The organism is Acinetobacter sp. Gutcm_16 (assembly GCF_028649355.1).
GTDB lineage: Bacteria > Pseudomonadota > Gammaproteobacteria > Pseudomonadales > Moraxellaceae > Acinetobacter > Acinetobacter johnsonii.
On sequence record NZ_JAQSUV010000016.1, the window covers coordinates 61,876 to 87,862 of the forward strand.

Genomic DNA, 25,987 nt, shown 5'->3' on the forward strand with positions numbered 1-25,987 from the left:
AAAACATCCCAACTTAGGCCACACAGGAAAAGCACATGGAAACCATATTAGGACTTTGTATCGGTATTGGCTTAAGTGCTGCCTGTGGCTTTCGCGTCTTTGTCCCACTCTTGGTCATGAGCCTTGCATCTATTATGGGTTGGTTCGAACCCATGCAAGGTTTTGAATGGTTAAGCATGCCATCGGTATGTATCGCCTTAGCTATTGCAACTGTCTGTGAAATAGCAGCCTATTACATACCATGGGTCGACAACGCTTTAGACACCATTGCAACGCCAGTCGCGATGGTCGCAGGAACACTCACCACTATGGCAGTCAGCAGCGGGGAAATGTCGCAGTTTGCCAGTTGGGCCGCCGCAATCATTATCGGTGGGGGAACAGCAGGTGCTGTGCAAATGAGTACCGTTGCCGTTCGAGGAGTTTCAACTGCAACGACGGGCGGGGTTGCCAACCCACTGGTGTCTACAGTGGAGTGGATAGGTGCCGTTTTACTGTCCGTGCTGTCACTACTGGTTCCTGTCTTGGTGGTAATTGTGGGCATTATTTTGGCGATCTGGGCCGTACGTTGGTTTAAACGTAAAAAACAAGAAAGTATCAATACACCTTTATAGTTTCAGCAGTTTTCTTATGGCATTGTTGGGTCTCTAAATTTTAAAATAGAGTGGCTAATTTTTTGGTTAGTGGGCATCAATCCTTTTAACTTGATATGGCTTAGAGATCAGTTTCACTTTTAAAATAATGATTGATTTTCATACGCTATCCGTTTAATTTTATAAATACATACTTTTTGTATGGGTTTGTTTGTGGTTGAACTTTATAAAAATTATTCGGGGAACTGTAAATGATAAAATTTATTGTAAATGAACAGCCTAGTGAAAAAGGCATTCATCATATTCATAATGCATCCTTAGGCTGTACAGATTTACCCAGCTCGGAGGATCAAATTCTGATTGGTTATTTTGCCAATTACGAGCTGGCTTATAAACGGGCAAGAATGAACTGGCCCAGAGAAAAAGTCGAAGGCTGTGACAAGTGTTGTTTCAAATAGCCAAAAGCAAAAAAGCTCTGCAATTTATGCAGAGCTTTTCATTGTTGGATATGGAGGTTCTATTTTTTAAGCATTACAACATTAATGAATTTCAATTCGGGTCGTGACCTTAATTTTTCGACACTCTCGGTCAGCTTCGACTAAAGCGCGAATTTTAAAGTCAGAAAATCGCACTACTCGGTTTTGCATAGCAAACTGTTCAGGTGTTCTAATTTCCAAACACTGAAAAGGCCGCAGATTTTTTAGGATGTGCTTCTGCTTTTCCGTCATGTTCTGTGTCGATAAATATACATAGCCTTTGGTGGTTTTTAACACCACTTCATGTGGCTGTGCTTCGGTTGAGCTGGTGACTTTAACGATATGTGTTTTTAACACTTTGCATGCACTCAGGGAAAGCGCAAGGCACAGCATTAGCAGGGCAGTTTTAGTTTTCATGATGAAACGTATTTGAATGGTCTTCCGTCACTTTAGCCGAAAGCTTTCAACGGCAGCAATCAAAATATGACACTGACACAGTCATCTGTTTTTAATTGTAGAGCATTCTACAAATAGGCTTCTGATAAATGCTAAGCTGCAGCACAGATGCCAAAAATGAAGCATTTATTAGCGCGCTCTTTTACCTACTTTATTTAAAAAAATTAAGCAAACTATGAAAAAACAGTTCATTCAAACTTCTCTAATGTTCGCTGCAATGTTGGGTATATCCGCCAATTTGTATGCTGAAAACTTAAGTGCTGAGTACATTCAGCGGCAAAAAGCCACCAACCAATACCAAGCTTACCTTCCCGCAAAATATACGGTGTATGAGGTTGTGCAAGGGGACTTAAACAAAGATGGTTTAAAAGATGTGGTTTTAATCGTCAAAGGTACAGATCCGAAACAGTGGGTCACCGATGAATACCGCGGAAAACTAGACCGCAACCGCCGTGGTGTGATTGTGCTGTTGAATGTAAAAGGGCAGTACAAAAAAGTCGTTCAGAACTTGTCACTGTTTTCTTCAGAAAATGAAGATGGCGGTGTGTACTTTGCGCCTGAGTTGGTGCCCTCTATCGAAAAAGGCTTGTTAAAACTACATTATGCACATGGTCGTTATGGATATTGGGCCTATCAGTTCCGTTTAGAAGGACGTGATATGCGTCTGATTGGCTATGACAGCTCCGATAATTTTGGCCCTTATGTGAACAGTGAAACCAGTGTCAATTTTCTCACCGCTAAGAAGCTAGTCAGAGAAAATCTCAACAAAGACTCGGATAGCGACCCTAAATTTAAAGAAATATGGAGCAAAGTGAGTGTTGCTCCGATGTATTTGAGCAAAATTCAGGACATCGATGCTCTGAGTTTTGAATAGTGTTGGCTTAGTTTTTGCTAACTTATATTTCAAAATGCACTTTTATGAGTGACGTGAGTCTGAGGCATCAGTCACATGACTGCTTGATCATGTATAGGGGAAAGCGATGGAAAGTAAAGAACTGGCTTTGAGTGTTGAAGAGAAACCTAAGCTGAGTACGGCTGCCCATTTGATGGCAGGCTGGCCTTTGTTTTTAGTGATGATTGGTGGTGCAATCGGTGGAGCCTTAGCTGTGGTTGCGTATGTGATTAACCGAAAAATTTATTTGTCTCAGCTCAGTAATCTGCAGAAAGTTTTAGCTAATTTACTTTGTGGTATGTCCGCGATCAGTTTGTGGTGGTTTATTGCAACGTGGCTGCAAGGTTATATGGGGACTTAAGTGTTCTGAAATGATGGTGTAAAAAAATGATAGAAGTTCATTTTTATGCGATGAAAGAGATGATTAAAGTGTCATTATGAATGTTTTTATCAAATCTAATTTTATTTGTGGAAATATTTTTCATCATTGCTTGAAATTAGCCGATCTTCGGAAATTCATCCCGTACCAATTTGCTTAATATAGCGTTTAAGGGCACAGGAATCGAAAAGAGTAGTTTGCGACTCGTTATCTATAAGATCAGCGTCGTACTAACCCACAAGGTCTCGATTCGGCTTAGGACGCTATAGATTATCCATTTATAGGCAAAAGTTTAGAACTTACCCAGTTTTAATCGTTGAAGTTATCTCCTGACCCCTAGAAACTACATGATAAAACAACACGATAAAAGATACATCCATTCAAATATTTTCTTCTATTTTAAACTTTTATATTGCCCCGAATTTATCCAAATATTTGCTCTAACTGTGACCAAACAAATTGGCGCTTTGGTTTACGAAAACGGCTTTAAAAAAATTGCGATTTGATAACATTGGAACGCTTAGAGTTCTGCTATAACCATTAAAAGTCTGATAAAAAATATGGAACAACAATGAAAATATATGTCACCAGCATCATGGTCGATAGCCAAGAAAAAGCCTGTCAGTTTTATACAGAAAAACTCGGTTTTAAAATCAAACATGATGTACCTGTGGGGGATTATCGTTGGCTGACTTTGGTTTCCCCCGAAAGTCCTGAAGGTGTTGAACTGCTACTGGAGCCTGATGCACATCCTGCGGCACAGCCGTTTAAAGCTGCAATTAAAGCAGACCTGATTCCCTATACTTCTTTTCAAGTGGATGACCTTGATGCGGAATATGAGCGACTCAAAAACTTAGGGGTGCGCTTTACCAGTGAACCGATGCGGGCCGGAAAAGTCAAAGTTGCAGTCTTTGATGATACCTGCGGGAATCTCATTCAACTGATGCAGGTCTGTGCAGGAAGTTGAATTTCTCATCTGTGATGCAGCAAAGAAATAAAATCCTGAGAAAAGCGCTTTTATGTGAGAAAAAAATCATAAATACGCTGCATTTGGGAAAATATTTTTTAGATAACCTGAAAGCCAAGATTTTTTTCCAAAAATAGCTAAAAAGACTTTATCTTCGGGAAACAATCCCGCCCTTGGATTGTTAAATTATATCTCAAGGGTGTGACGGGATCGAAAAGAGTAGCATGCTACCAGTGGCGCAAAACGCGTGAGTAGTACTTACCCAAAAGGTCTTGATTCGGCTTAGGACGCTATAAATCAAAAGTTTATAGGCTATAAGATCATCACTTACAAAGTTATGATAGTTGAAGTAAACAACATGTTTTCCCAGACACCCTAAAAAATTTGAACTCGAATAAAATATAAATCAAAAAAATAAATTTTAATATTTCCTGCAGAAATTGAAAATCCTGCTGTTGTAGTTTCAATTACATCATTTTATTTTAAGCTTTCAATCCAATCAGCCCAGCTAAAAAGCTGGCTTTATATAGGGTGAAGAATGCCTAGGATTAAGGCTGTTTTCCATATTTGGTGAATGATTGACAGCTGAAACACAGCTTGCTATTTTTCGCGCTCGCTTTTGTAGGCTGTTATTCCCATGGCTCTAAATGACAACTTTATATATTCACCGCCCCAAGAAGACTTGGTGATCGTTTATGAAGACGATGATTTGGTGGTGATTGAAAAGCCTGCGGGCTTGTTGTCGGTGCCAGGACGTTTACCAGAACACCAAGATAGTGCCTATTTACGGGTTTTAGCCCAGTACCCGCATGCCAAAATTACCCATCGTTTAGATATGGCGACCTCGGGGATTTTAATGTTTGCCAAGCACCGCGATGCCGAAGTCGCCGTCAGCAAAATGTTTCAAGCCCGCACGGTGGATAAACACTATATTGCTTTAGTTCAAGGCCAGTTGGATGCCGAAGGCAGTGTTGAAGTACCCCTGATTACTGACTGGGAAAATCGACCACGGCAGATCGTACACTTTGAGTTGGGCAAACCTGCAAAAACACTTTATCAGGCACTTAGCTATGATACTGAGACCGATATTACGCGAGTTTTACTGACCCCGATTACGGGGCGCTCACATCAGCTTCGTGTGCATATGCAATATATTGGACATCCAATTACAGGGGATAAGTTATATCACCCTGAGCCGACACGAAGTCCATTAAAACGTATGGCTTTACATGCCAGTTTTCTAGCCTTTCAGCAGCCTTTAAGTGGACAATCGGTCGCGATTCATGGAAGTGTGCCATTTTAACTGTGTCACACTTTATTTATATTCTGAGAAATACTTAAAATTTGGGATATCGGGCAGTTTAAAAAACCGTTAGCGTAAGTTGTGTAAGTGCAGTTTTATCTAGTGTGCTTATCTTTGTTGAAATTAACATTTGAGTTTGGCTTTTTAGCCATGATCACGACTGATTGAAATTGAATGAAAATAGGTTTGTCTGTTCCAAGGCTTACTGTTCGAGTTTCATGTGTTCTTACAGCGGAGTCTTTAAAAGAAAAATGACGTTCCCTTAGGGAGATAGGCCATGCTTTATGTATTCGCTGTCATTCTTGTGCTGCTGTGTGCGGTTATATGCTGGCAAAAAATACACAGCCTTGCCCAAAAAAAGAAGATTGAATCCTTAGAAATCAATTTAGAGCGCAGTCGAAACAGTTTAGAAGTTTATGAACAGCAGCAAAGCGAATTACAACACCGGCTGACCAGTTTAAGAATTGAGCTTGGAACACTCAGACAACGTAACGAAACATTGAGTCCTTACCAAGAAATTATTGATGTTGAGCACTATGTTATTGAACGGCACAACCAAGTGGAATTGTTTGCTGAAACGGTCAAATTTGATGCTGAACAGATGCTTAAACAATGTCGGCAGCGCATCGAAAAAGTACATCACTTCTTAACAGAGTATGAGCGTAAGGCCAAAGAAATGAGCATGCTGCGCGCCAGAGAAAAACTGGGTGCTTTTTTTCATATGGCTGAAGAACGACAACATCTGGCTGAAATATCAAAGGCCTTACATCATAAGATTGAAACCTACAGCCAGAGTTATCAACTGCCTTCGGAGCAGTTATTAGATGAACTCATCGAAGGCTATGGGAAAACAGATGCGGCCTGTCATTTACAAAAAATCCGGCAACAAGTGATTTGTGCGGTTGAGCAAAACGACGTTGTGAACTGCGCCTTTATGGATGAGAATCGGCGATTATCGATGATGGTTTTGGTTTCACAGTTGTTTAATACGAAAGCAGACTTATATTTACAACGTGTGAGCAAAGACAATCTTGGCCTTTTGATTCAAGCTTTGCAGGATGATTTTATCCTGATCAATCACTATGGTGTAGCTTTCGGTCATACTCAGATACAAGAGAGTTATCTGGCTTTACGCTTAGAAGAACTTAAATTTGCAGCCTTATTAGAAAACTTAAAAAGCAGTGATTTACAGTTTCAAGCGGACATTTTAGTTGAAGATCGGGTTTTACAATAACGCGGTAAAGTCTGCGTGAAGTAAAGTCTAAACAACCTTCGAAAAATCAGATGTAACTGCTATAAAAATGAGCAAAATATGCTATGTTGAAGTCACTATTTTGTCACTTGCCAACGATATATTGGCTAAAAAGATAACAAGGACATACCCATGACACGTGATTATGAATTATATCCAGATGATGATAACGGAAATGTACTTTGGCAAATGGCTGAGGATGGCGACGACCTATCTGAACCGCATGAAATAGAATATTCGATTGCCTTTCAAGAGCAGTCACAAGCAGAAAAGTGTGCGTTGTATTTATTACAAGAAGAGCAAAAAATCACTTTGTTTGTCGATGAAGAAAGCGACGTATCTGAGTGGATTATTACCATCTATGTGTATATGGAACCTGAGTATTCAGACATTGTCGACTTAGAACAATGGTTTACTAAAATTGCAGAACAGTTTGGTGGCGAATATGATGGCTGGGGTTGTATGGCCTATGTCTATGACGACGAAGATGATGAGGACTATGAGCAAGGTCAAGCCTAAGAAATGGTCAATGTTAAAGCATGTTGAAAAACATGCTTTTTTTGTTGGTGGGTAGAAAAGCCAGCGGGCCGAGTTAGGCAATTTAAAAAAAGATGCACAAAAAAAATACAGTATGTGGGTTTGAGCGTTTTAAACTAAATCTGAATATTTGAAAAGAACGAGAAAAATCATGTCAAATAGCGTCCAATTACACCGCGTATTTAGTGCACCCATCGAGCGTGTCTATCGTGCTTTTACCACTGCAGATGCATTAGTGAAATGGATGGCACCACACGGCTTTACCGCACATGTAGATCAGTTTGATTTGCGAGAAGGTGGTCAATATCGCATGTTCTTTACCAACTTCAGTACAGGCATGCAGCATTCATTTCATGGCACTTATCATGAAATCGTTGAAAACAGTTTATTACGCTATACCGATGAGTTCGATGTACCTGAACTAGCAGGAAAAATTGAAGTACGTGTTGAGTTTAAAGAAGTATCTGTCGGTACAGAGGTTCATATTACGCAGTCTGGTTTACCCGATGTGATTCCTGTCGATGGCTGTTATCTGGGCTGGCAAGAGTCATTGCAACTCTTGGCTTTTTTAGTGAATCCAGACATTCCCGATGAATAGTGCATTGTCATCGTTGAACAATAGAATAAGTTGCACAAAAGAATAAAAGGAGTTTTGCATGCCAATACGCATGAAGCGGATTTATGCACCTGTCGAGGCAGAGGATGGCAAACGGATTTTGGTCGATCGGTTGTGGCCACGAGGGGTATCAAAACTTGAGGCCAAAATAGATGAATGGCCAAAAATTCTCACGCCATCCAATGAACTACGGAAATGGTATCACCAAGACATGGTGGCACACTGGGATGAGTTTAAAGTCCGTTATATGAAAGAACTGGAAGCACATTCCGCCGAGTTGAATGATTTGCGCCAACTGGCAGTGCGTGAGCAGATCACGTTACTCACCGCAGCCAAAGAAGAACAGCATAACCATGTGGTGATTTTGAAGCAGTGCTTGGAACAAAAATAAGTGTTGAGTTGATGCTATTACAGGGAAAACTTATATTTCCCTAAGCATTATTTTATCCATCCTGTGTCAAGGCTAAAGCCTTAAAATAAATATGTGATTTGCATCGCTTTCGTCTGAAAAATGCTATATTGGCGCTTTAAGCAATGTGAATTGCTTATTTTTTTTATTTTTGAGGTTTTTATGTCTTTACCCAACTGCCCAAAATGCCAGTCCGAATATACCTATGAAGATGGTGACTTGCTGATCTGCCCTGAATGTTCAAATGAATGGAAAGAGGGAGAAGCAACTGAAGAAGTGGTGGCAATTAAAGATGCCAACGGCAACTTACTTGCTGATGGTGACACGGTAACGGTGATTAAAGATTTAAAAATTAAAGGTTCGTCATCGGTGGTGAAAGTCGGAACCAAAGTGAAAAATATTCGTTTATTGCCAGATGCCGCAGATGGTCATGACATTGACTGTAAGATTGACGGGGTCGGTGCGATGAAACTGAAATCTGAGTATGTGAAAAAAGCCTAATCCGCTGAGTTTGCAGTTCGAGATTAAAACGGAGTCAATTGGACTCCGTTTTTTGTTTTTTCAGCCATTTTGAAAAGACATTAAGCGTTGAAACACCCGCACAGCATGCTATAAAGATAAAAACTTGTTGAAGAATACGCTATGCCACATATCCACCTTGAATATTCAGACAATATCGACACCCTTGAAGTTAAGCCGATGTTATTGGCGTTAAACCAAGCTTTGCTGGATGGCCAGTTTGTACAATCGGGCAATGACATCAAAAGTCGTGCCATTCGACAGTCCGATTTTATGATTGGGGTAGAAGGCGATGCGCAGGCTTATTTGCATGCCAAAGTGTCTTTATTAAGCGGACGAGATGAAGCTACTAAGTGTGCCATTTCGAGCCAATTACTTAAAACCTTGCAGCAAAACTTTACCGCTCCTCAGGATTTAACGGTACAAATTTGTGTAGAAATTATTGAAATGCCAAAAAGCAGTTACAGCAAATTGGTATTAAAAGCATAAAATTAGGAAGAGTGCCAAACCGTTTATTGGGCCGATATCGCGTGTCATTTAAACGGTTTGTGGCTGTCATGCGTTATTCATATAGCGCTGTTATCTTAAAAAAATAAAATTTGGGCTGGTAGTAAATGCACTTTTTTTTATAAAAGAAGTCATTTATATTTTATGAAATTGGATGTTTTTTTATTCAGTTTTGGTAGATCTACAATCACTTTAAAATAACAATAGGTGAGCTTATGTCAGGATGGTACGAAGTAAGTCAGGCAAATGATGGCCAATATCGCTTTGTTTTAAAAGCGGGAAATGGCGAGGTCATTTTGACCAGTGAACTGTATAAAGCAAAGGCGTCAGCACATAATGGAATTGAGTCGGTGCAAAAAAATAGCCCCGATGATACGCGTTATGAACGCTTAGAAGCCAAAAATGGCAAACCTTATTTTAACTTAAAGGCTGCCAATCATCAGATTATTGGTACCAGTCAGTTTTATGCCAGTGAGCAATCCAGAGATAAGGGCATTGAATCGGTGAAAAACAATGGTTCAAGTACCACGATTAAGGATTTGACGACTTAAGATCAGATTACATATTTTGCTTGTTTTAAGAATTGAAGAAAACCGCGTGTTTGCTATGGATGGCGCACGCGTTTTTTTATGCGGTTTGATTTGTAGTGCGGGAGTGCGATGTGGATTTTCGATTAGTTGGAGATGAGCATGCGGGGCATGAAATTATCTTCAAACTCAAACAATGGGATGATGCCATTTGTAAAATGGATGTACAAAATATCATTCGTCTTTGTCAGAGTGATGTCAGCTTGTTTGATATTGGGTTTGAGCTGCAAGGTGTGAAAGCCTATCAAGAATTGTGGAGACGATATGCCCCATTTTTTCAGGGGGAAATCAAAGTGTTTAGGCATAACATCAATATTTTTAGTCGTGACGGTTTAGCTTTTTTACATTGTTATTCTAAATTGGATCATGCCAGTGGCGTTGCAACCCCAGAGATTCCTTGGTGCAGAACCACGCTATGTTTTCAAAAAACGGCAGGTGAGTGGTTGGTTGCCCATCAGCATATTTCGGTGCCTGTGGACTTTGAAACTAAAATGTCAAAGCCGATTTATTTTCCAGATTGAGTTCGACTAAAGCTTTGGCTTGGGCACAGATCGAGCCATCTCAGTTTTAGTGAGTTATGTTTTAATGACAACATGAACAACTTAAGAATAAGGTATATATGGCATTTCAAGACTTTTACCGACTGAGTTCTCATGCAGTGCTGACCAATGACGCAGGACAGGTTTTGCTACTGAAAGCCAATTATGCCGATCAGGCTTGGGGGCTACCCGGTGGAGCCTTGGATATGGGAGAAACCATTCATCAGGCTTTATTGCGTGAGTGCCAAGAAGAGCTGGGTTGTCAGGTTCAGATCGATTATTTATCGGGTGTGTACTTTCATTCGGCAGTGACCTCACATGCATTTATTTTTAGATGTCATTTGGCTGCATCTGCTGAGATCAGCCTCAGTGATGAACATACGGCTTATGCTTGGTTTGATTTAGATCAGCTGTCGAAGGTACAACGGATTCGCGTTGAAGATTGTTTAAATTACACAGGTATCGTGCAAAGCCGAAGTTTTTGAGTGCAAAATTAAAATTCCTCTGAAGTGGAGTGAGTGCATATGTTGAATAATAAGATCATAAAACGAAAGAGTCCCATTATTGGTATGTTGCTGATGAGTGCCTTGAGCCAGTGGACTCATGCTGAAACGGGTAACTATTTTATGCATAAAGACTGGGAGCTTGCCTGTGATAATACGGGCATGTGCCGCGCGGTGGGGTATCAAAGTGATGCTCAGTTTGGTCATCCAGTTTCATTACTGATTTCTCGTCCCGCAGGTGCAGGCAGTGCGGTACTCAGCCAAATTCAAGTGGCTGAGGAGTTTACGCAGGATACTGAAGCCAATTTAAACGTAGGAGGAACATCTCTGGGGAGCCTGACCTTCGATGCCAAGAAAAGTACTGCGAAACTGTCCAGTGCTCAAAGTGCACAGTTGCTAAAGGCTTTGGTGGGTGCGGAAGATATTCGTCTCACGACCCAAGCACAGCAATGGCAAATTTCAACTGCTGGGGCAAATGCGGTTTTGCTCAAAATGGATGATATACAAAAGCGTGTAAATACACCGAACGCGGTATATCAAAAAGGTAATCAGTCTGAGCAAAATGTTCTACAGCCCAAAGCCATCCCTAAAATTGGTATTACGGGATATCGACCTGCGGTTGCCAGCCATTTTGCCGTGGACAGTAAAAATGCCCATCAACTCTTTAAAAAGTTAAAAGCAACAACAGATGAACAAGACTGTCCAAATCTCTATGAGGCACGGTTTTTTGAGGATGATCGGGTTTCAGTCTATCCGCTGAATGTGGAACAAGTGGTAGTACAAGTGCCATGCTGGCGTGGGGCGTACAATGAAGGTCTAGGTTATTGGGTTATGGACAAAGCATTGCAAAAGATTCAGCAGCAAGTCACTACATCAGGCTCAAGTTTTAGTGAGGCGCAAATTTTCTCAGAACAAAAAGGGCGGGGTATCGCTGACTGTGGTATTCGTTCCGAGTGGGCTTGGAATGGAAAGGCTTTTGTCCTCAGTTATCAGGCACAATCGCAGCAATGTAAAGGCTTTGCAGGTGGTGCGTGGAACTTACCCACTTATGTCGCGATCGTTGCGCGAACGGATTAAGTCGCGCTTGCATTTAGTTTAAGAATAATGTCATCCAGCGGCTTGATACGTTTGACTTCATCCCAGAGGGCTTTGGCTTCAGGATAGTGTTTAGACATCATGCCAAGCCATTGCTTATAACGTCCGACCATATTCATTTCTTTTTTATAGCCGCCGTTTAAAAAACGGATTTGTAAGGTTAGTAGCTCATTCCATGTCAGCAGAGGCGTATCGATATTTTGACGAATACATTGGGTCAAATCGGGTGTGGTCACGGCACCACGTCCAATCATCAAATCTTCACAGCCAGACTCTAAGCGACACTGTTTCGCATCTGCATTGTTCCAAATTTCTCCATTGGCAATCACATTGATTTTCAATGCTTCACGAATCGGGCGGAGCTGATCCCAAAAAGCGGGTGGGGTATAGCCATCGGCTTTGGTACGTGCATGTACCGTAACCCATGCTGCACCTGCGTCTTCAATGGCATGAGCATTGTCCAACATAAAGTGTCGGTCCATATAGCCTAAGCGCATTTTCGCAGAAACAGGAATGTGTGCAGGAACCGCATCACGTACTGCTTTGACCAGTTCATGCACCACTTCTGGCTCATCTAAAAGCACCGAGCCACCACGGTGACGGTTCACGGTTTTGGCTGGACAGCCAAAGTTCATATCAATGGCAGGCGCACCGAGTTTCACTGCACGGATGGCATTGGCAGCCAACATTTCAGGGTCATTGCCCAAAAACTGCACATGCACGGGTGTTCCTGCAGCCGTTTTTCCGCCATTGAGTAATTCAGGGCAATACTGGTGGTAAATATGATCGGGTAACACCGAATTGGTCACACGGATAAACTCGGTCACACACCAGTCGAAGCTACCTACAGACGTGAGCACATCACGCATGATTGGGTCGGTTAAGCCTTCCATTGGTGCAAGAATGAGTTTCACAGCGGTGTCACCAGTTAAATTTGAGAAACGGTGTTATACGCAAATCCTATCACGCTGTCTAGTCTAAGGTGTTTGGGTTAAATCGAAATAGTTTTCAATCTGTGTCTCCTCGATAAAGGCATCATCATGCGAAACTAAAATAACCGCCCCTGTAAAATCGCGTATAGCCTGTGCCAACAGTTGTCTTGAGTTGATGTCGAGATGATTTTCGGGTTCGTCCAGTAACAGTAAGTCCACAGGCTGTGCTGCGAGACTGATACACAGTAAAGCGACTTTGAGTTGTTCACCGCCACTGAGTAGTGAGATGGGAAGCAGAGCCTTATCTCGTCGAATTCGAAGTTGCCCCAATTGATTCCGACACTCCTCATCGGACAAAGACGGATTCAATAATTGTAAATTGTGTACCGCATTCAGTTCTGGATTCAGTAGGCTAAAGTTTTGATCTAAATATAACGATGCTCCACGCTTAAAAATGTCTCCCGATTGAACATGACTATGATTTTGAATGGCACGAAGTAGGGTCGACTTACCTGAACCATTTTGGCCGCGCAGTTGGATTTTTTCTCCGCTATGTAAGGCAAAAGAAATAGGGGAGATAGAAAGTCCTGCTAAAACCACTTCTTTTAAACGAAGAATTTCACCAGTTTGTTTAGGTTGAAAATGGAAATCAAACTTTTGTGACTTAATCTGTTCTAGTTGCTGCTGTTTGTTTTTGAGCTCATCTTGCGCTTGTTCCTTTTGGCGAAGTTGTTGCTGCGCGACTCCCGATAAGGTTTGACTCGCACGTTCTTTTTTAAAGTCGAGCAGGATTTTGGCTTGAGAACCAGAGTTTCGTATTTTCTGCCCAGACTTTTGCCTTTTCTGAGCTTTCATGCGCTGCTCATGCTGTTGGATTTGTAATTGTTTGAGTTCGCGTTTCTCTTGCGAGATATTGTGTTGTAGCGCCTGCTGGTGTTGCTCTGTGTGTGACTGATACTCGGCATAGTTGCAACGGAAGTGTTGCAAGCCAAAATCATTTAAAACATAGGTATTGGAGATTTGATTTAACAATGTGCGGTCGTGGCTAATGACTAAACAGCCAGCAGGATGCTGAAGGGTTTTTTGACTTAACCACGCACGACTTGCATGGTCTAAGTGATTACTGGGTTCATCAAGAAGTAAATAATGCCCAGTTTGTAAAAAAAGGCGACACAGTGCCAGTTTGGTTTTCTGACCTTCACTGAGTTGAGAAACCGAGCTAGATAGATCTGTAGGTAAGTTGGCACTTTTCAGTAACTTCAACCATTCAGTGGGTTGATGCCATGCATGTTCGACGCGATCATAGTCTTCAAAGCTCGCAGTCGATTGTTCAATACGCTGAAAACTGGCATAGAGGTCTGAAACGCCAAGCGCCTCCGCAAGTGTACAGTTGCTTAAACGCTCAAGCTGGCTTAAGTAGGAAAATGGCATATGCCAAATCACTTCGCCACTCGCATAATTGGGCATGTGCGTCTGAGTGAGTAGCGACATTAATATTGATTTGCCTTGACCATTGCGTCCGATCAGAGCTGAACATTGGGCAGCAGGCAATTCAAAGTTTAAATGCTGAAAAAGTGGTTCATGAGCAAATTGAACGCTGAGATTTTTTACAGTACAGGCCTGTTGGGTCATTGAAGACTCCTTTATACAGGACATACAAAATAAATTTTTATAGAGATATAGAGCAGTAAATAAGTTTATTTTGCACGTCAGAAAACAAATAAATTAGATTTGACGGAAAATAAGACTTACTTCATTGGCGTTACTCTAAAATAGAAGAAGGGGGGATATTTAGCCAGTATAGCAGGTGGATAAAAAATCATCCATTTTATTATCTTTCTTCTGTATTTAAGGTTTATCGATCAGTGCTATTGGTTAGGGAATATTTCATACACTAGTCGAAGCTTCCTGTAGATGTGAATACAACCCGCAGGATTGAGATAGTTTTTATTTTATTCATGATAGACCAAATGTCAGAACCACAGATATTCTTTTTTGGAACTTAAGATAATGAAATTTCTTTTAATTATATTCAGTTGTTTTATTGCAAGCTCATGTTATTCAAAAAAAATAGAAGTAGACATATTTAAAAAAGATGAAATTAATATTAAAAATTTTGGCTTTAGCTACTGTCTAACAAAAACTAAAGACAAACTATTGCTTTCTGAATCTTCTCTAGCAATGGGAGGATATTTTCAAGAAGGCGCTTATGAAGAACCAGCATATAAAAATATAAAAATATTTGTTGATAGGTATATCAATAAAAATAATGATGTCTATCAAAATACAGGAAATACAGGAAATACAGGAAATACAGGAAATACAGGAAATACAGGAAATACAGGAAATACAGGAAATACAGGAAATACAGGAAATACAGCAATACTGATGAATTGCCTTAGTATGTATAACTCCACTGAATATAATAAGCTCATCGCGGAGCAAAATGACTATTGGATCAAGTAAGTGATTATTAAATAAAATTAATGAAGTAAGTTATTTAAAAAAGAAAAGCCCAGCTTGGTCAAGCTGGCCTTTTCTACTTAATTATCACGCTCTAGGTCTACTTATCGAGCAATGTTCTGCGTTTTTAATTAGTAAAACTAAAAAAGACTTTATCGACCTAAAATCATTTCCAATACAAACTTAGATCCGATAAAACCGACAGCCAACAAGAAGAATCCAATTAAGGTAAAACGAATCGCTTTTTGACCGCGCCAACCAAAACGGTAATGTCCGATGAGCAAAGCCCCATACACAAACCAAGAAATAATACTAAAAGCGGTTTTATGTGCCAGATGTTGGGCAAAAAAGTTATCGATAGTAAAGAAACCAAACACCAACGCCACGGTCAGTAAAAGAAAACCCGTTTTAATCAAGTCAAATAGTAAAGATTCCATCGCTTGAAAAGAGGGCAGTAAGTTGACCCAAAAGCGTTTCTTCTGTTTGTTCTTTAACTCTCGATCTTGGAACCATAAAATCACAGCTTGTATGGTCGCCATGAGTAGTACCGCATAGGCGGACAGCGACAAAATAATATGAATATCTAAACCCAATGAGCGCTGTTCAATAAATTGAGTGGATTGACTAAAGGCAAATCCTAAAATGAGTCCTGTAGCAGCCACAGGAATGCCAATCAGGTTCAAAGCTAGAATTGGACGATAAGTGCTATAGAGTAGACTAAGTAATAGCATGAGCCCCGATGTAAATGACATTAAGACAAAAACGTCATAATTCACCCCCATTGGTGTGAGCATGTCATGGTACAAAACAGTTGCATGTAGTAATAAGCCTAAGCCTAAAATAATGCCAATAAACCAATGGTTTGGATCACGTTTAGCCATTAATTTGAGGAACAAATACCAAAAAGAGGTGGTATAAGCGACTAATGCTAAGATGGTGTAAACCAAGGGCAGGCTAATCATGTCAAACCTTTTTCAGGATGATGAATATTCATTTATATAAATTCGGTGCGAACTACAGTATCCTATAGCATTCTATGCATAAATTTTCTATTTTAAGAAAGATTTTTTTGCAACTAGCAATTTTAAGCGGATTTTGCAATGTTTGATACCTTAACGGAACGACTCACGCAGAGTTTAAGAAATGTTACTGGCTCTGGGCAGCTAACCGAAGACAATATTAAAGATACCCTACGTGAAGTACGTATGGCACTTCTTGAAGCCGATGTTGCACTTCCTGTAACTCGTGAATTTATCGCGAAAGTTAAGGAAGAGGCGTTGGGTCAAGAAGTCATGACTCAATTATCGCCGGGCCAAGCATTTGTTAAAATCGTGCATGACGAATTAACAAAAATGATGGGCGAGGCAAATGAAAGCCTTGATCTTGCAGCAAAACCTCCTGTTGTAGTCCTACTCGCGGGCTTGCAAGGTGCAGGTAAAACAACAACGGCTGCAAAACTTGCTCGCTTCTTACAAGAACGTCAAAAGAAAAAAGTAGCAATGGTATCTGCCGACGTTTACCGTCCAGCAGCAATTAAACAGCTACAAACCGTTGCAGGTGAAGTTGGCGCGATTTTCTTTGAATCGAGTGCTGACGAAAAACCAATTACCATTGCAACGCGTGCAATTGAACAAGCCAAAATTCAGTTTGCGGATGTCTTGATTGTCGATACAGCAGGTCGTCTACACGTAGACGATGAAATGATGGATGAGATCAAAGAACTTCACGCGGCGATTAAGCCAACTGAAACTTTGTTCGTGGTCGATGCAATGACCGGTCAGGATGCTGCAAATACAGCCAAAGCCTTCAATGATGCACTGCCATTAACAGGTGTGATTCTGACCAAAACTGATGGTGATGCGCGCGGTGGTGCGGCGCTTTCAGTACGTGCAATCACAGGTAAGCCAATCAAATTCTTAGGTATGGGTGAAAAGCTCGATGCCTTAGAGCCATTCCATCCTGAACGTGTTGCACAGCGTATCTTGGGTATGGGTGACGTACTTTCTTTGGTCGAAGAGCTTGAGCGTAAAGTCGACAAAGAAAAAGCCGAAAAAATGGCGAAAAAACTGCAAAAAGGCGGCAGCTTCAACTTTGAAGATATGCTAATGCAGTTTGAGCAAATGAATAAAATGGGCGGCATGATGGGCTTCTTGGATAAGTTGCCTGGCATGAGCAATGCAGGGATTCAAGATGCGTTGGCGCAAGCGAACCCTGAAAAGCAAGTGAAAAAGATGGAAGCGATTATCCAATCGATGACCATCAAAGAGCGTCGTAACCCAGACCTGATGAACCCAAGCCGTAAAAAGCGTATTGCAGCAGGCTGTGGTATGGATGTCGTTGAAGTCAATAAGTTGATTAAACAACATGCGCAAATGGCGAAAATGATGAAGAAATTTGCCAATCCATCGGGTATGGCAAAAATGATGAAATCATTAAGCGGTATGCAAAAACAGTTTGGTGGTGGCGGCGGAATGGGACCATTATTTGGTGGGAACGATAAGAAGTAATCTGCTTCTTACCATTTCAGAAAAAGGCGCGTTGAGCGCCTTTTTTTATGTTGTTTTGTGAGTCATGGAAAATATTATGTGTATTTTCAATACCCTCAATCAATAACAAAAACGCACTGTTTATGGCTTGAAAGTTGCGTAAAATTTATTCTTTTAAAACATTATAATAAGAAGTTGAAAATGAATGGATCAAAACAACATATCTATATTGTGCATGGCTATCAAGCATCGCCCAATGACCATTGGTTTCCGTGGCTAAGTCAAAAACTCAGCCAGATGGATCTGCATGCTGAAGTAAAACGTTTAGTGCTCCCGCATAGTGATGCACCACATTTCGAAGAATGGCAACAGGCTTTAGCCCTGCAAATGACCACTTTGGATGAAAATACCATCATCATTGCGCATAGTTTGGGGTGTCTAGCGACTTTACATTATCTGAGTAGTAAATTGCGTGAACGTCGAATCAAAGCGATCTTCTGTATTGCGGGCTTTAAAGCGGCTTTAACAACCTTACCTGAGTTAAGTGGCTTTATTGCGCAAGCGAAGTTGGACAGCGGTATACTCCACTCTCACATCGCTTCACGTGTGGTGATGTTTTCCAATAATGACCCTTATGTTCCACCTCCTTTGGCACTTACCTTTGGGCACTTCTTGAGTGCAGAAGTACTGGAGGTGAAACGTGCAGGGCATTTTATGCGTGAAAATGGCTATGCTGAATTTGAGCTACTGCTGAATACTTTAAAACCCCTTTTACAACAGCAGGCGGTGGCTCAGAGTTGATGCTGAATATAATATTGCAGCCCTTTAAGTAATAAATCATTTTCAATGCATGGTGCATACTCTGCCAAATAGCGCGCAAATACAGGTGCATCACCGCCAGTTAAAATCAGTTGGCGTGGAGACTGTTGCAAGACTTTTTCAATGGTACTGACCAAGCCGAGTAAAATCCCATGATGCACTGCGTCGATGGTATTACGACCGGGACCTAGTTCATCAAAAGCCGCATCTGGAATTTTAATGCCTTTGGTGTTTTGGATCAGCGAGTCTCTTTGTAAGTAGAGGTTGGGTAAAATATAGCCGCCCAAATGCTGTAAACCATCCGCCAAGTCGATGGTCAGCGCCGTGCCACAGCTAATCACACAATAGTTCTGCTCTGGATTACGTGCGACAGCTAACACTTGCAACCAACGGTCAATTCCGAGTTGTTCTGGATGTTCATAACCACACTGTAGGCCTGCATAGTTGGCCTGTACTTGAGCAAAGGTGATCGGTACATTTAAACTTTTTAATAATTTACGGATTCGGTCATTATTTTTTTTATCCTGAACCGAAGAAACGCCAATCTGTTGAATATTTAAGTTTTTAAAATGCTGAATTAGACCTAAAAGCAAATCTGCAGGAGACTGCAAATGTAACTCAGCCCCCTGTTCCAAAGTTTGATCTTCCTGCGTAATCCAATACTTCAGACGAGTATTACCAATATCTAACCATAAATTTTTCATGATGATGCTCAATCATTTAAACAGGAATCATTGGGCGTAAACGGCCTTGATAAAAGTTTTCAACACCATTGGTGGTCTGAATTTGTACCGCACCATCATCTTGAATGCCTAAGAAGATGCCTTGAGACAGACCTTTCATATGTTCAAATTCGACCTGCTGCTGCATAAATGCTGCGTAATGATTGAAACGAGAAGCCAAATTCGCACTGTTATGGGTGAACCATAGGCCTGCCTGTTGAATCGCCAGATACAGTTCTGCCATTAAGCGAATTCGCTCTGCTTGGGCTAAACCCAGCTGTTCAAGTGAGCTGGTGGCTTGATCAAGCTGGGTATCTTCGACTTGGTTGATATTGATGCCCACCCCAATAATCGCTTGGTGGCTCGACAGTGGTTCAACTAAAATTCCGCCCCATTTACCTTGAGCACTGTAAAGGTCATTTGGCCATTTCACTTGCAGAGCAAGGCCTTGCAAACTCGGCATTTGCAAGATATTTAACGCAATTTCTAAAGCCAAGCGCCCATCTATAGGTGTTTTGGTCTGTAGCAATGTGCTTAAATAGATGTTTCCTTCAGGAGAAACCCATTGTCGTTGACGCTGTCCACGACCTTGAGTTTGTCGTGTACTGCAGACCAAAACGCTCTGAATCCCTTTTTGCGCAATTTCACGCACATCATCATTGGTGGATGTGGTAACTGGCTTAAGCAATAAAACTTCAGGAAGTTGCTGTGCTTCAGCGAGAAGCTGTTGTAATTGGCGTGTCTCTAAATCCATATGAATCTGAGAAAAGTGAAAAATGATCATGGAGTTAATCATATATTTACTGATTGGTGCAATCGCTGGTTTTGCTGCGGGGCTATTTGGGGTCGGTGGTGGACTGATTATCATCCCGATTTTATATGTGGTGTTTACTCATCTGAACTATGACCCGAGTGTCATTATGCATATGGCGGTTGGCACATCACTGGCGACCATCATTGTCACGTCAATGAGTTCAGTGAGTGCGCATCATAAACGTGGAGCCGTGTTGTGGCCTGTGTTTCGCAATTTGGCACCGGGTTTAGTCATGGGCGCTTTTTTAGGTGCGGGCATTGCAGACTATATGTCAGGACATGGTTTACAACTGCTGATCGGTTTTTTTGCGGTATGGGTGGCGTACAAAATGTTTAGTGGCGCACATGTTGAGGTCGATCCATCGCGTCAGTTGCCCTCTACAGGCAAACAGTTATTTGTCGGTGCAGGCATTGGTGTGGCTTCTGCGATCTTTGGCATTGGTGGGGGTAGTTTGACAGTGCCGTACTTAAACCGTCATGGTGTGGTTATGCAAAAAGCGGTGGCGACGTCAGCTGCTTGTGGCCTACCAATTGCAGTGGCTGGAGCTTTAGGTTTTATGTGGTTCGGGCATCGGGCTGAAGTGAATGTACCGAATACCATTGGTTATATTCATGTCTATGCATTTTTCGGGATTGCGGTCATGAGTTTTATCACCGCAAAGGTTGGTGCGAAAGTGGCGCATCTTTTATCGTCTGCGATGTTGAAAAAGTGTTTTGCTGGTTTGTTGGTGGTGGTCGGTTTATATTTTATTTATCAAGGTTTTAGTTCTTAATTTCTTTGACAATGTTGTGTGCGTTGCTGTTGATTGGCATTATAGACGGTAAAATTGTTAGACAATGACATAGTGTTTAGCGTTTAAGATCGGGTAAAACCTAAAAATAGGTCACTAAAGACCATGGATTGCATCTTATAAAAACAAGTTAGGAACAGTATGCAAGCACATGATACAGAGAGTTTGTCCGAACAAATTGCCAAGCACATCAGTGAACAAATCATTCGCGGTGAATTGGTCGAAGGTGAGCGCATACAAGAATTACGTATTGCCGCTGAACTGGATGTGAGTCGCGGCTCGGTGCGTGAGGCCTTGTTACTGCTTGAACGCACACATCTGATTGAAATCTACCCGCGTCGTGGTGCCATCGTTTCTGAAATGTCGGCTCAGCAAGTACGTGCCTTGTTTGACACCAGCAGTCTGCTGTTGGGGCAAATTGTGCAACGCATTGCGGAAACATGGCGCAGCTATGAAGCGGAACGTTTACAGCTGTTATTGGATGAGTTGGGGAATCAGCTGAAACAGGGCAGTATCGAAAAATTTTATGATTTGATTTTTGAAGGATTGGCGCGCCAGCATGAAATGGTGGGCAATGCCTATTTGATGAAGTTTTACCAAGAACTGTTACCCTCGATACGTCGGAGCTATTTTTTAACCTTAAATACTTCGCGTAGAGAGTTACAAGAATCTTATGATTTATTTAAACTGGTGACTGATGCGGTTTTAATCAGAAAATCACAACAAGCTACTTTATTTATGGAAGATTTTTGTCGACACTTACGTAACTTGGTGTTGGAATCTCTGACCCGAATGAAACAAATTGAACTTGCGTGGGCGAGACGCTCACGACGTTAGTCAGGACATTATGCGTTTAAGCAGTTTAAAACTTTCCGGCTTCAAATCTTTTGCCGACAGTACCACATTACACTTTAAAGATAACCGTACCGCAGTCGTTGGGCCGAACGGTTGTGGCAAATCCAATGTGATCGATGCTATTCGCTGGGTCATGGGCGAATCCAGTGCGCGTCAATTGCGTGGTGGCAGTATGCAGGATGTCATTTTTACAGGCACGGCAAAGCGCAAACCTGTCAGTGTCGCCAGTGTAGAACTGCGTTTTGACAACACTTATGGCAAGTTAGGCGGTAGCTATAATGCCTATACCGAACTGGCGGTTAAACGTCAGGTCAACCGAGATGGCAAGTCTGAATACTTTTTAAATGGTACCAAGTGCCGTCGTCGGGACATTACAGATATATTCTTGGGCACAGGTTTAGGGCCACGTTCTTATTCGATTATTGAACAGGGTATGATCAACCGTTTGGTCGATGCAAAACCTGAAGAAATGCGGGTTTTTATTGAGGAAGCCGCAGGGGTTTCGCGTTATCAAGCACGTCGCCGTGAAACTTTATTGCATTTGGATCACACCACGCAAAATTTATCGCGTTTAGAAGATATTGCCTCTGAATTAAGATCACAGTTAAAAACTTTAAAACGTCAGGCTGAAACCGCGATTCAGTACAAAACACTGGAAAGCCAAATTCGCACCATTAAAGTCGAAGTCTTGTCTTTTCAATGTGAACAAAGCAGCCGTTTACAGCAAGAATATACGCTGCACATGAATGATTTGGGTGAGCAGTTCAAGCTGGTGCGTTCAGAGTTAACCACTTTAGAGCATGATTTGACGTCAACCAGTGAGCTATTTCAACGCCTGATTCAGCAGTCCACGCCACTACAGAGTGAGTGGCAGCAGGCAGAGAAAAAGCTGGCTGAGTTGAAAATGGCTTTGGAACAAAAGCAGAGCTTATTCCAGCAAAACACGACCACTTTGGCACAGCTTGAACAGCAGAAGGCGCAAACTAAAGAACGTATGCAACTGATCGAGCTGCAACTGGAAAGTTTGCACGAACAAAATGAGCTTCATACCGAACAGTTACAACAGCAAGAAAGTCAAAACCAACAGCAAAGCCAAGGTTTAACGGATTTAAAAGCACAGCAGCAACAGTTGCTTCAACAGTTTGAACAAGTCAAAAGTTTGGTTGAAAAACAGCAGCAACAAAAAACGCAAATGTTGGCGCAAAGTGAACAGTTGGCCAAAAATATTTTACGCTTTGAACAGCAAAAGCAGATTTTAGAGCAGCAAGCGGCGCAAATTCAAAACCAAAGCCAGTTGGATGCGATAGACCAGCTGTTACATGCAAAGCAAGACGCTGAGGCACAGCAGTTACAACGTGAGCAAAGTATCATTGAGGTACAGTTGCAGCTGGATGATTTGCGTATCCAACACCAAGCTGCTCAAACTGAGCTGAATGAACATAAAGCAGATATACAGGTTTTGAGTGCCGAACAGAAGCATCTCAAACAGCTTCTGGTCAAAGTCAGTGCCTTAAAAAATAGTGATCATCCACAGTTGATGCATGTGCTGAAGCTTAAAGATGCGGCTAAAACCCATGCCGCGCTGGTCGAAAAATTCTTAGCCAAATGGCTTTCAGCGCACTGTTTGGACAACAGCGATGCATTCACCGATGCCGTTGCACGTCAGTTAACGCCTCAGCCGCATGTTGAACTGATCGAAATTGCAGGTTGCGATAGCCTAGCCAGTTGGATTGAATCGCCACAATCCTCTTTGTGGCAGCAGGTGGGGGTGACCACCAACTTAAAACAAGCCTTGGCTCTGCAAAAGCAATTGAAAGATGGTCAGTCTCTTCTAAGTTTAGACGGTTACCATGTTGGCATGGACTGGGTGATTGGTTTGGATTATGACGAAGCAAGCCAAGCTGGACAGGGTGCGCTAAGCCATCGGATTCGTTTAGATGAAATTGAACAGACCCTTGCTGAAAAAACGGGACTTCTGACTCAGCTTGAAACGAAAACCACAGAGCTTCGTACTCAAGTCCAAGCGGTGGATGAGCAGTTAAAAGCGGATCAACAACTGTTGAAAAAAGAAGTTCAAGCGACGCAGCAGATTGATTTGAATATTGCCAAAGTGCAAAGTACCAACCAAGCCTTTGAAGTGCAAAAGCAACAATTGGCCAATCAACTGGCGCAGCTAGACAGTCAGCTTGAAGAAGATGCCATGCAAAAAGATGATCTGGAGATTGATTTGCATGCATTGAATATTAAGCTCGAGCAAAACTTGCCAAACTACAAAACCATGCAGTTCCAAGTGGAGTCTTTGACTGAGCAACTGGATGATAGCCAGCAGCAGGCGCAGCAGGTTTGGCAAGCACTTGAAATGGTGCGTCGTCAGGCGGTGCAAACCACACAGCAGATTGAACTGTTAGAAAAAGACAGTACTTTCTTAAAAGCGCAGTATCAGCAAATTTTGTCGCAAATGGAGCAGGCCAAAAAGTTTATTGACCCTGTACAACTTGAGCTGCCTGCCTTAGAAAGCCAATTCAGCGAACAAGCACAGATCACTGAAAAGCTGCAAAAAACATGGTCTGAATGGCAAGTTGAGCTGAATGCGGTGCAAGAACGTCAGCAAAGTTTGACCGAACACCGTCATCAACAGCAACAACAAGATGAAAAGCTGAGAACCCAGTTAGAAGAGAAACGTTTGGCGTGGCAAGCCGCAAAGTCAGACTTACAACATTATTCTGAACAGCTGAAAGAAATGAATGTTGAACCTGTTGTGGGTTTGAGCATTGAGATCAGCAGCCATCAACAGATTTTGGAAAAAGTGCAGCAGCAGTTTGAGAAATTGGGTGCAGTCAATTTGGCGGCTTCAGAAGAATATGAAGAAGTATCAAAACGTTTTGAAGAGTTGAGTCATCAAATTCAAGATTTGGAAAATACCGTTGAGCAGTTACGTGCTGCAATGAAAAGTATTGACCAAGAAACCCGTAAACTGTTCATGAGCACTTTTGATCGGGTCAATACCGAACTACAAGATCTGTTCCCGAAAGTTTTCAATGGTGGAGAAGCGAGTCTGACTTTGGAAGATGACTGGCAGTCAGGGGTTAAACTCATGGCCCGTCCGCCAGGCAAACGCAATAGCTCATTGGCGCTACTTTCAGGGGGAGAAAAAGCCCTGACCGCATTGGCCTTGGTGTTTGCGATCTTCCGCCTCAATCCATCGCCATTTTGTGTTTTGGATGAAGTTGATGCGCCTTTGGATGATGCGAACGTGGGAAGATTTTGTAATCTTGTAAAAGAGCTTTCTGAACAGGTGCAATTCATTTACATTACCCATAATAAACTCGCAATGACGATGGCGACCGACTTGTTAGGTGTTACGATGCCTGAACCGGGAACATCAAAATTAGTGACTGTAAATTTAGAACAGGCAAAAGAATACGGTTTAGTCGCGGAGGCCTAATAAGATGGAATACACAACAATTATTGGTATCGTCATAGCAGTGATTATTATGCTGTTTGGGGTTCGAATGATTTTTCGAAAGCCGGCAGATGCAGCGCCTTCACTTGAGTCCGCATTGCATATCGATGCTGACAGTCAAAAACCGATTATCCCGCGTCACGTTCGTGACCAACTGCAAACAACGGCATCAGTTGAAGAGGCTGAACGTAAAGAGCCGACTTTAAACGAAAGCTCTGTAGAAGAGACACTGCCTGAAAAAGCCGAACCGAAAGCTTTGGATGCAGATAGTGTGCTCGAAAGCAGCAACACGGAACCAAGTTTGGATGTATCAGCTGAGGTAGAAAATAAAGCAGTAGACTTAGTCACTCCTGAAAATGCTGTAGCAGATGCAACGGAATTAACGACTGAAAGTGCAAGCTCCTCGCTTGTTGATGACCAAGCAAAAGCGGATAAAGCTGAATTTAGTTTAAATGCCAACGTCGAAAAAGCTGAAATTTCAGAGTTTGACGATGAAAGCAGCATTTTAGATGCACATTTGTATGAGCAAAAAATTGTCGATGATGAAAGCGCCTTAGCCACAGCAGAATCGTTTATTGCCCTGAATGTTTATCCTGAACGTCGTGCATTATCTGGTGAGAAAACTTTAAAAGTTTTAATGAAGTATGGTTTACGTTTTGGTGAAATGTCTTGTTTCCATCGTTATAACGAAGATGGAACCAAGTTACTGTTCTCTGTGTTGCAAATTACTGATACAGGCATGGATGGTTTTGACTTGGAAAATCTGTCGACCGATCCAATTAAAGGCTTGGCATTTTTCTTGGCCTTACCACACCGCGATGTCCAAAATGCCTTCGACACCATGGACAGTATTTCACGTTTGATTGCCCGTGAAATCGATGGAACAGTTTATGATCAAAACAACCAAGAGTTTACGCCACAACTGCGTGAGCATTGGCGCCACTTGGCGATTGATTACCGTGCTGGACAAGCAATCGACGCTTAATCTGATTGAAAGCAGCGGTAACGATTTCTAT

29 protein-coding genes are annotated in these 25,987 nt (G+C 41.8%); 23 read left to right on the forward strand and 6 right to left on the reverse strand.

The genetic code is table 11. The features are described from left to right. The first annotated feature begins 35 nt into the window (after positions 1-35). Both PTT44_RS02385 and PTT44_RS02390 read left to right on the forward strand, forming a co-directional pair. Complete coding sequence (locus PTT44_RS02385; protein WP_168158252.1) at positions 36-611, forward strand: DUF4126 domain-containing protein; 576 nt, start codon at positions 36-38, stop codon at positions 609-611. 230 nt (positions 612-841) lie between these two features. Further along, positions 842-1,048: a hypothetical protein gene (locus tag PTT44_RS02390; protein WP_005400272.1), complete on the forward strand. Its 207-nt coding sequence runs from the start codon at positions 842-844 to the stop codon at positions 1,046-1,048. An 81-nt stretch (positions 1,049-1,129) separates the two neighbouring features. Here PTT44_RS02390 and PTT44_RS02395 read toward each other — a convergent pair whose 3' ends face one another. Further along, positions 1,130-1,483 (reverse strand): hypothetical protein, encoded by a 354-nt coding sequence (locus PTT44_RS02395; protein WP_168158251.1) that lies wholly within the window; start codon positions 1,481-1,483, stop codon positions 1,130-1,132. A gap of 214 nt (positions 1,484-1,697) precedes the next feature. Here PTT44_RS02395 and PTT44_RS02400 point away from each other — a divergent pair, with 214 nt between their 5' ends. The 14 genes from PTT44_RS02400 to PTT44_RS02465 all read left to right on the forward strand — a co-directional run bounded on the left by PTT44_RS02400 (position 1,698) and on the right by PTT44_RS02465 (position 11,609). Further along, positions 1,698-2,396 (forward strand): hypothetical protein, encoded by a 699-nt coding sequence (locus PTT44_RS02400; protein ID WP_435781927.1) that lies wholly within the window; start codon positions 1,698-1,700, stop codon positions 2,394-2,396. A 106-nt stretch (positions 2,397-2,502) separates the two neighbouring features. Next, positions 2,503-2,775: a hypothetical protein gene (locus PTT44_RS02405; RefSeq protein WP_168158250.1), complete on the forward strand. Its 273-nt coding sequence runs from the start codon at positions 2,503-2,505 to the stop codon at positions 2,773-2,775. Positions 2,776-3,364: 589 nt separating this feature from the next. Next, positions 3,365-3,760, forward strand: a complete 396-nt coding sequence (locus PTT44_RS02410) for a VOC family protein (protein WP_168158249.1) — start codon at positions 3,365-3,367, stop codon at positions 3,758-3,760. A gap of 637 nt (positions 3,761-4,397) precedes the next feature. Next, on the forward strand, positions 4,398-5,063 hold the full coding sequence (locus PTT44_RS02415) for an RluA family pseudouridine synthase (protein WP_004983068.1): 666 nt from the start codon (positions 4,398-4,400) through the stop codon (positions 5,061-5,063). A gap of 277 nt (positions 5,064-5,340) precedes the next feature. Further along, a complete protein-coding gene (locus tag PTT44_RS02420; protein ID WP_168158248.1) occupies positions 5,341-6,297 on the forward strand; it encodes a DUF5660 family protein in 957 nt (318 codons plus the stop codon). 150 nt (positions 6,298-6,447) lie between these two features. Continuing rightward, on the forward strand, positions 6,448-6,834 hold the full coding sequence (locus tag PTT44_RS02425) for a ribonuclease E inhibitor RraB (RefSeq protein ID WP_004695219.1): 387 nt from the start codon (positions 6,448-6,450) through the stop codon (positions 6,832-6,834). A 169-nt stretch (positions 6,835-7,003) separates the two neighbouring features. Next, on the forward strand, positions 7,004-7,450 hold the full coding sequence (locus PTT44_RS02430; protein WP_168158247.1) for an SRPBCC family protein: 447 nt from the start codon (positions 7,004-7,006) through the stop codon (positions 7,448-7,450). A gap of 58 nt (positions 7,451-7,508) precedes the next feature. Beyond that, entirely contained in the window at positions 7,509-7,859 is a 351-nt protein-coding gene (locus PTT44_RS02435) for a DUF488 domain-containing protein (RefSeq protein WP_168158246.1), read from the forward strand. 180 nt (positions 7,860-8,039) lie between these two features. Then, on the forward strand, positions 8,040-8,378 hold the full coding sequence (locus PTT44_RS02440; RefSeq protein ID WP_004695225.1) for a zinc ribbon domain-containing protein YjdM: 339 nt from the start codon (positions 8,040-8,042) through the stop codon (positions 8,376-8,378). Between the two features lie 141 nt (positions 8,379-8,519). Further along, the gene (locus PTT44_RS02445) at positions 8,520-8,885 is read left to right on the forward strand and encodes a 5-carboxymethyl-2-hydroxymuconate Delta-isomerase (RefSeq protein ID WP_168158245.1); all 366 of its coding nucleotides are present in this window, start codon (positions 8,520-8,522) and stop codon (positions 8,883-8,885) included. Between the two features lie 233 nt (positions 8,886-9,118). Continuing rightward, complete coding sequence (locus tag PTT44_RS02450) at positions 9,119-9,454, forward strand: YegP family protein (protein ID WP_004695228.1); 336 nt, start codon at positions 9,119-9,121, stop codon at positions 9,452-9,454. Between the two features lie 110 nt (positions 9,455-9,564). Continuing rightward, positions 9,565-10,011: a YybH family protein gene (locus tag PTT44_RS02455; RefSeq protein WP_168158244.1), complete on the forward strand. Its 447-nt coding sequence runs from the start codon at positions 9,565-9,567 to the stop codon at positions 10,009-10,011. 98 nt (positions 10,012-10,109) lie between these two features. After that, positions 10,110-10,514: an NUDIX hydrolase gene (locus tag PTT44_RS02460; protein WP_168158243.1), complete on the forward strand. Its 405-nt coding sequence runs from the start codon at positions 10,110-10,112 to the stop codon at positions 10,512-10,514. Between the two features lie 39 nt (positions 10,515-10,553). Then, positions 10,554-11,609 carry a DUF1176 domain-containing protein gene (locus PTT44_RS02465; RefSeq protein WP_168158242.1) on the forward strand — a complete coding sequence of 352 codons (1,056 nt, stop codon included), beginning with the start codon at positions 10,554-10,556 and terminating at the stop codon, positions 11,607-11,609. Here the strand turns inward: PTT44_RS02465 and PTT44_RS02470 are convergent. Together PTT44_RS02470 and PTT44_RS02475 are read right to left on the reverse strand one after the other, a co-directional pair. Then, positions 11,606-12,541, reverse strand: coding sequence for a tRNA dihydrouridine synthase (locus tag PTT44_RS02470; RefSeq protein WP_213063783.1), 936 nt, complete (start codon positions 12,539-12,541; stop codon positions 11,606-11,608). The genes PTT44_RS02465 and PTT44_RS02470 overlap by 4 nt on opposite strands. Positions 12,542-12,604: 63 nt before the next feature. After that, complete coding sequence (locus tag PTT44_RS02475) at positions 12,605-14,191, reverse strand: ATP-binding cassette domain-containing protein (RefSeq protein WP_168158241.1); 1,587 nt, start codon at positions 14,189-14,191, stop codon at positions 12,605-12,607. Between the two features lie 378 nt (positions 14,192-14,569). Here PTT44_RS02475 and PTT44_RS02480 point away from each other — a divergent pair, with 378 nt between their 5' ends. Then, on the forward strand, positions 14,570-15,025 hold the full coding sequence (locus tag PTT44_RS02480) for a hypothetical protein (RefSeq protein WP_273795528.1): 456 nt from the start codon (positions 14,570-14,572) through the stop codon (positions 15,023-15,025). Between the two features lie 149 nt (positions 15,026-15,174). Here the strand turns inward: PTT44_RS02480 and PTT44_RS02485 are convergent, their stop codons facing one another. Then, the gene (locus PTT44_RS02485) at positions 15,175-15,984 is read right to left on the reverse strand and encodes a cytochrome C assembly family protein (RefSeq protein WP_010327405.1); all 810 of its coding nucleotides are present in this window, start codon (positions 15,982-15,984) and stop codon (positions 15,175-15,177) included. Between the two features lie 138 nt (positions 15,985-16,122). On the opposite strand from PTT44_RS02485, the gene ffh reads away from it, so the two are divergent. Then, a complete protein-coding gene (gene ffh, locus PTT44_RS02490; RefSeq protein WP_010327404.1) occupies positions 16,123-17,529 on the forward strand; it encodes a signal recognition particle protein in 1,407 nt (468 codons plus the stop codon). A gap of 180 nt (positions 17,530-17,709) precedes the next feature. Continuing rightward, positions 17,710-18,309: an RBBP9/YdeN family alpha/beta hydrolase gene (locus PTT44_RS02495; RefSeq protein ID WP_168158239.1), complete on the forward strand. Its 600-nt coding sequence runs from the start codon at positions 17,710-17,712 to the stop codon at positions 18,307-18,309. On the opposite strand, the gene PTT44_RS02500 is transcribed toward PTT44_RS02495, so the two are convergent. Together PTT44_RS02500 and PTT44_RS02505 are read right to left on the reverse strand one after the other, a co-directional pair. Further along, positions 18,300-19,031 (reverse strand): type III pantothenate kinase, encoded by a 732-nt coding sequence (locus tag PTT44_RS02500; RefSeq protein WP_168158238.1) that lies wholly within the window; start codon positions 19,029-19,031, stop codon positions 18,300-18,302. The two genes, PTT44_RS02495 and PTT44_RS02500, sit on opposite strands and share 10 nt — an antisense overlap. Positions 19,032-19,047: 16 nt before the next feature. Further along, positions 19,048-19,803, reverse strand: coding sequence for a biotin--[acetyl-CoA-carboxylase] ligase (locus PTT44_RS02505; protein ID WP_168158309.1), 756 nt, complete (start codon positions 19,801-19,803; stop codon positions 19,048-19,050). A gap of 28 nt (positions 19,804-19,831) precedes the next feature. Here PTT44_RS02505 and PTT44_RS02510 point away from each other — a divergent pair, with 28 nt between their 5' ends. The 4 genes from PTT44_RS02510 to PTT44_RS02525 all read left to right on the forward strand — a co-directional run bounded on the left by PTT44_RS02510 (position 19,832) and on the right by PTT44_RS02525 (position 25,956). After that, positions 19,832-20,635: a sulfite exporter TauE/SafE family protein gene (locus tag PTT44_RS02510; protein ID WP_168158237.1), complete on the forward strand. Its 804-nt coding sequence runs from the start codon at positions 19,832-19,834 to the stop codon at positions 20,633-20,635. A gap of 159 nt (positions 20,636-20,794) precedes the next feature. Further along, positions 20,795-21,490 (forward strand): GntR family transcriptional regulator, encoded by a 696-nt coding sequence (locus PTT44_RS02515; protein WP_004983028.1) that lies wholly within the window; start codon positions 20,795-20,797, stop codon positions 21,488-21,490. A 10-nt stretch (positions 21,491-21,500) separates the two neighbouring features. Next, positions 21,501-24,953, forward strand: a complete 3,453-nt coding sequence (gene smc, locus PTT44_RS02520; RefSeq protein WP_168158236.1) for a chromosome segregation protein SMC — start codon at positions 21,501-21,503, stop codon at positions 24,951-24,953. Positions 24,954-24,957: 4 nt separating this feature from the next. Then, positions 24,958-25,956 carry a cell division protein ZipA C-terminal FtsZ-binding domain-containing protein gene (locus PTT44_RS02525; protein ID WP_168158235.1) on the forward strand — a complete coding sequence of 333 codons (999 nt, stop codon included), beginning with the start codon at positions 24,958-24,960 and terminating at the stop codon, positions 25,954-25,956. Positions 25,957-25,987 lie beyond the last annotated feature (31 nt).

Excerpts from the sequence above, each read along its gene's own strand:
- PTT44_RS02385 (WP_168158252.1), top strand. The coding sequence starts at position 36 with ATGGAAACCATATTAGGACTTTGTATCGGTATTGGCTTAAGTGCTGCC.
- PTT44_RS02390 (WP_005400272.1), top strand. The coding sequence starts at position 842 with ATGATAAAATTTATTGTAAATGAACAGCCTAGTGAAAAAGGCATTCAT.
- PTT44_RS02395 (WP_168158251.1), bottom strand. The coding sequence starts at position 1,483 with ATGAAAACTAAAACTGCCCTGCTAATGCTGTGCCTTGCGCTTTCCCTG.
- PTT44_RS02400 (WP_435781927.1), top strand. The coding sequence starts at position 1,698 with ATGAAAAAACAGTTCATTCAAACTTCTCTAATGTTCGCTGCAATGTTG.
- PTT44_RS02405 (WP_168158250.1), top strand. The coding sequence starts at position 2,503 with ATGGAAAGTAAAGAACTGGCTTTGAGTGTTGAAGAGAAACCTAAGCTG.
- PTT44_RS02410 (WP_168158249.1), top strand. The coding sequence starts at position 3,365 with ATGAAAATATATGTCACCAGCATCATGGTCGATAGCCAAGAAAAAGCC.
- PTT44_RS02415 (WP_004983068.1), top strand. The coding sequence starts at position 4,398 with ATGGCTCTAAATGACAACTTTATATATTCACCGCCCCAAGAAGACTTG.
- PTT44_RS02420 (WP_168158248.1), top strand. The coding sequence starts at position 5,341 with ATGCTTTATGTATTCGCTGTCATTCTTGTGCTGCTGTGTGCGGTTATA.
- PTT44_RS02425 (WP_004695219.1), top strand. The coding sequence starts at position 6,448 with ATGACACGTGATTATGAATTATATCCAGATGATGATAACGGAAATGTA.
- PTT44_RS02430 (WP_168158247.1), top strand. The coding sequence starts at position 7,004 with ATGTCAAATAGCGTCCAATTACACCGCGTATTTAGTGCACCCATCGAG.
- PTT44_RS02435 (WP_168158246.1), top strand. The coding sequence starts at position 7,509 with ATGCCAATACGCATGAAGCGGATTTATGCACCTGTCGAGGCAGAGGAT.
- PTT44_RS02440 (WP_004695225.1), top strand. The coding sequence starts at position 8,040 with ATGTCTTTACCCAACTGCCCAAAATGCCAGTCCGAATATACCTATGAA.
- PTT44_RS02445 (WP_168158245.1), top strand. The coding sequence starts at position 8,520 with ATGCCACATATCCACCTTGAATATTCAGACAATATCGACACCCTTGAA.
- PTT44_RS02450 (WP_004695228.1), top strand. The coding sequence starts at position 9,119 with ATGTCAGGATGGTACGAAGTAAGTCAGGCAAATGATGGCCAATATCGC.
- PTT44_RS02460 (WP_168158243.1), top strand. The coding sequence starts at position 10,110 with ATGGCATTTCAAGACTTTTACCGACTGAGTTCTCATGCAGTGCTGACC.
- PTT44_RS02465 (WP_168158242.1), top strand. The coding sequence starts at position 10,554 with ATGTTGAATAATAAGATCATAAAACGAAAGAGTCCCATTATTGGTATG.
- PTT44_RS02475 (WP_168158241.1), bottom strand. The coding sequence starts at position 14,191 with ATGACCCAACAGGCCTGTACTGTAAAAAATCTCAGCGTTCAATTTGCT.
- PTT44_RS02480 (WP_273795528.1), top strand. The coding sequence starts at position 14,570 with ATGAAATTTCTTTTAATTATATTCAGTTGTTTTATTGCAAGCTCATGT.
- PTT44_RS02485 (WP_010327405.1), bottom strand. The coding sequence starts at position 15,984 with ATGATTAGCCTGCCCTTGGTTTACACCATCTTAGCATTAGTCGCTTAT.
- ffh (WP_010327404.1), top strand. The coding sequence starts at position 16,123 with ATGTTTGATACCTTAACGGAACGACTCACGCAGAGTTTAAGAAATGTT.
- PTT44_RS02495 (WP_168158239.1), top strand. The coding sequence starts at position 17,710 with ATGAATGGATCAAAACAACATATCTATATTGTGCATGGCTATCAAGCA.
- PTT44_RS02500 (WP_168158238.1), bottom strand. The coding sequence starts at position 19,031 with ATGAAAAATTTATGGTTAGATATTGGTAATACTCGTCTGAAGTATTGG.
- PTT44_RS02505 (WP_168158309.1), bottom strand. The coding sequence starts at position 19,803 with ATGGATTTAGAGACACGCCAATTACAACAGCTTCTCGCTGAAGCACAG.
- PTT44_RS02510 (WP_168158237.1), top strand. The coding sequence starts at position 19,832 with ATGGAGTTAATCATATATTTACTGATTGGTGCAATCGCTGGTTTTGCT.
- PTT44_RS02515 (WP_004983028.1), top strand. The coding sequence starts at position 20,795 with ATGCAAGCACATGATACAGAGAGTTTGTCCGAACAAATTGCCAAGCAC.
- smc (WP_168158236.1), top strand. The coding sequence starts at position 21,501 with ATGCGTTTAAGCAGTTTAAAACTTTCCGGCTTCAAATCTTTTGCCGAC.
- PTT44_RS02525 (WP_168158235.1), top strand. The coding sequence starts at position 24,958 with ATGGAATACACAACAATTATTGGTATCGTCATAGCAGTGATTATTATG.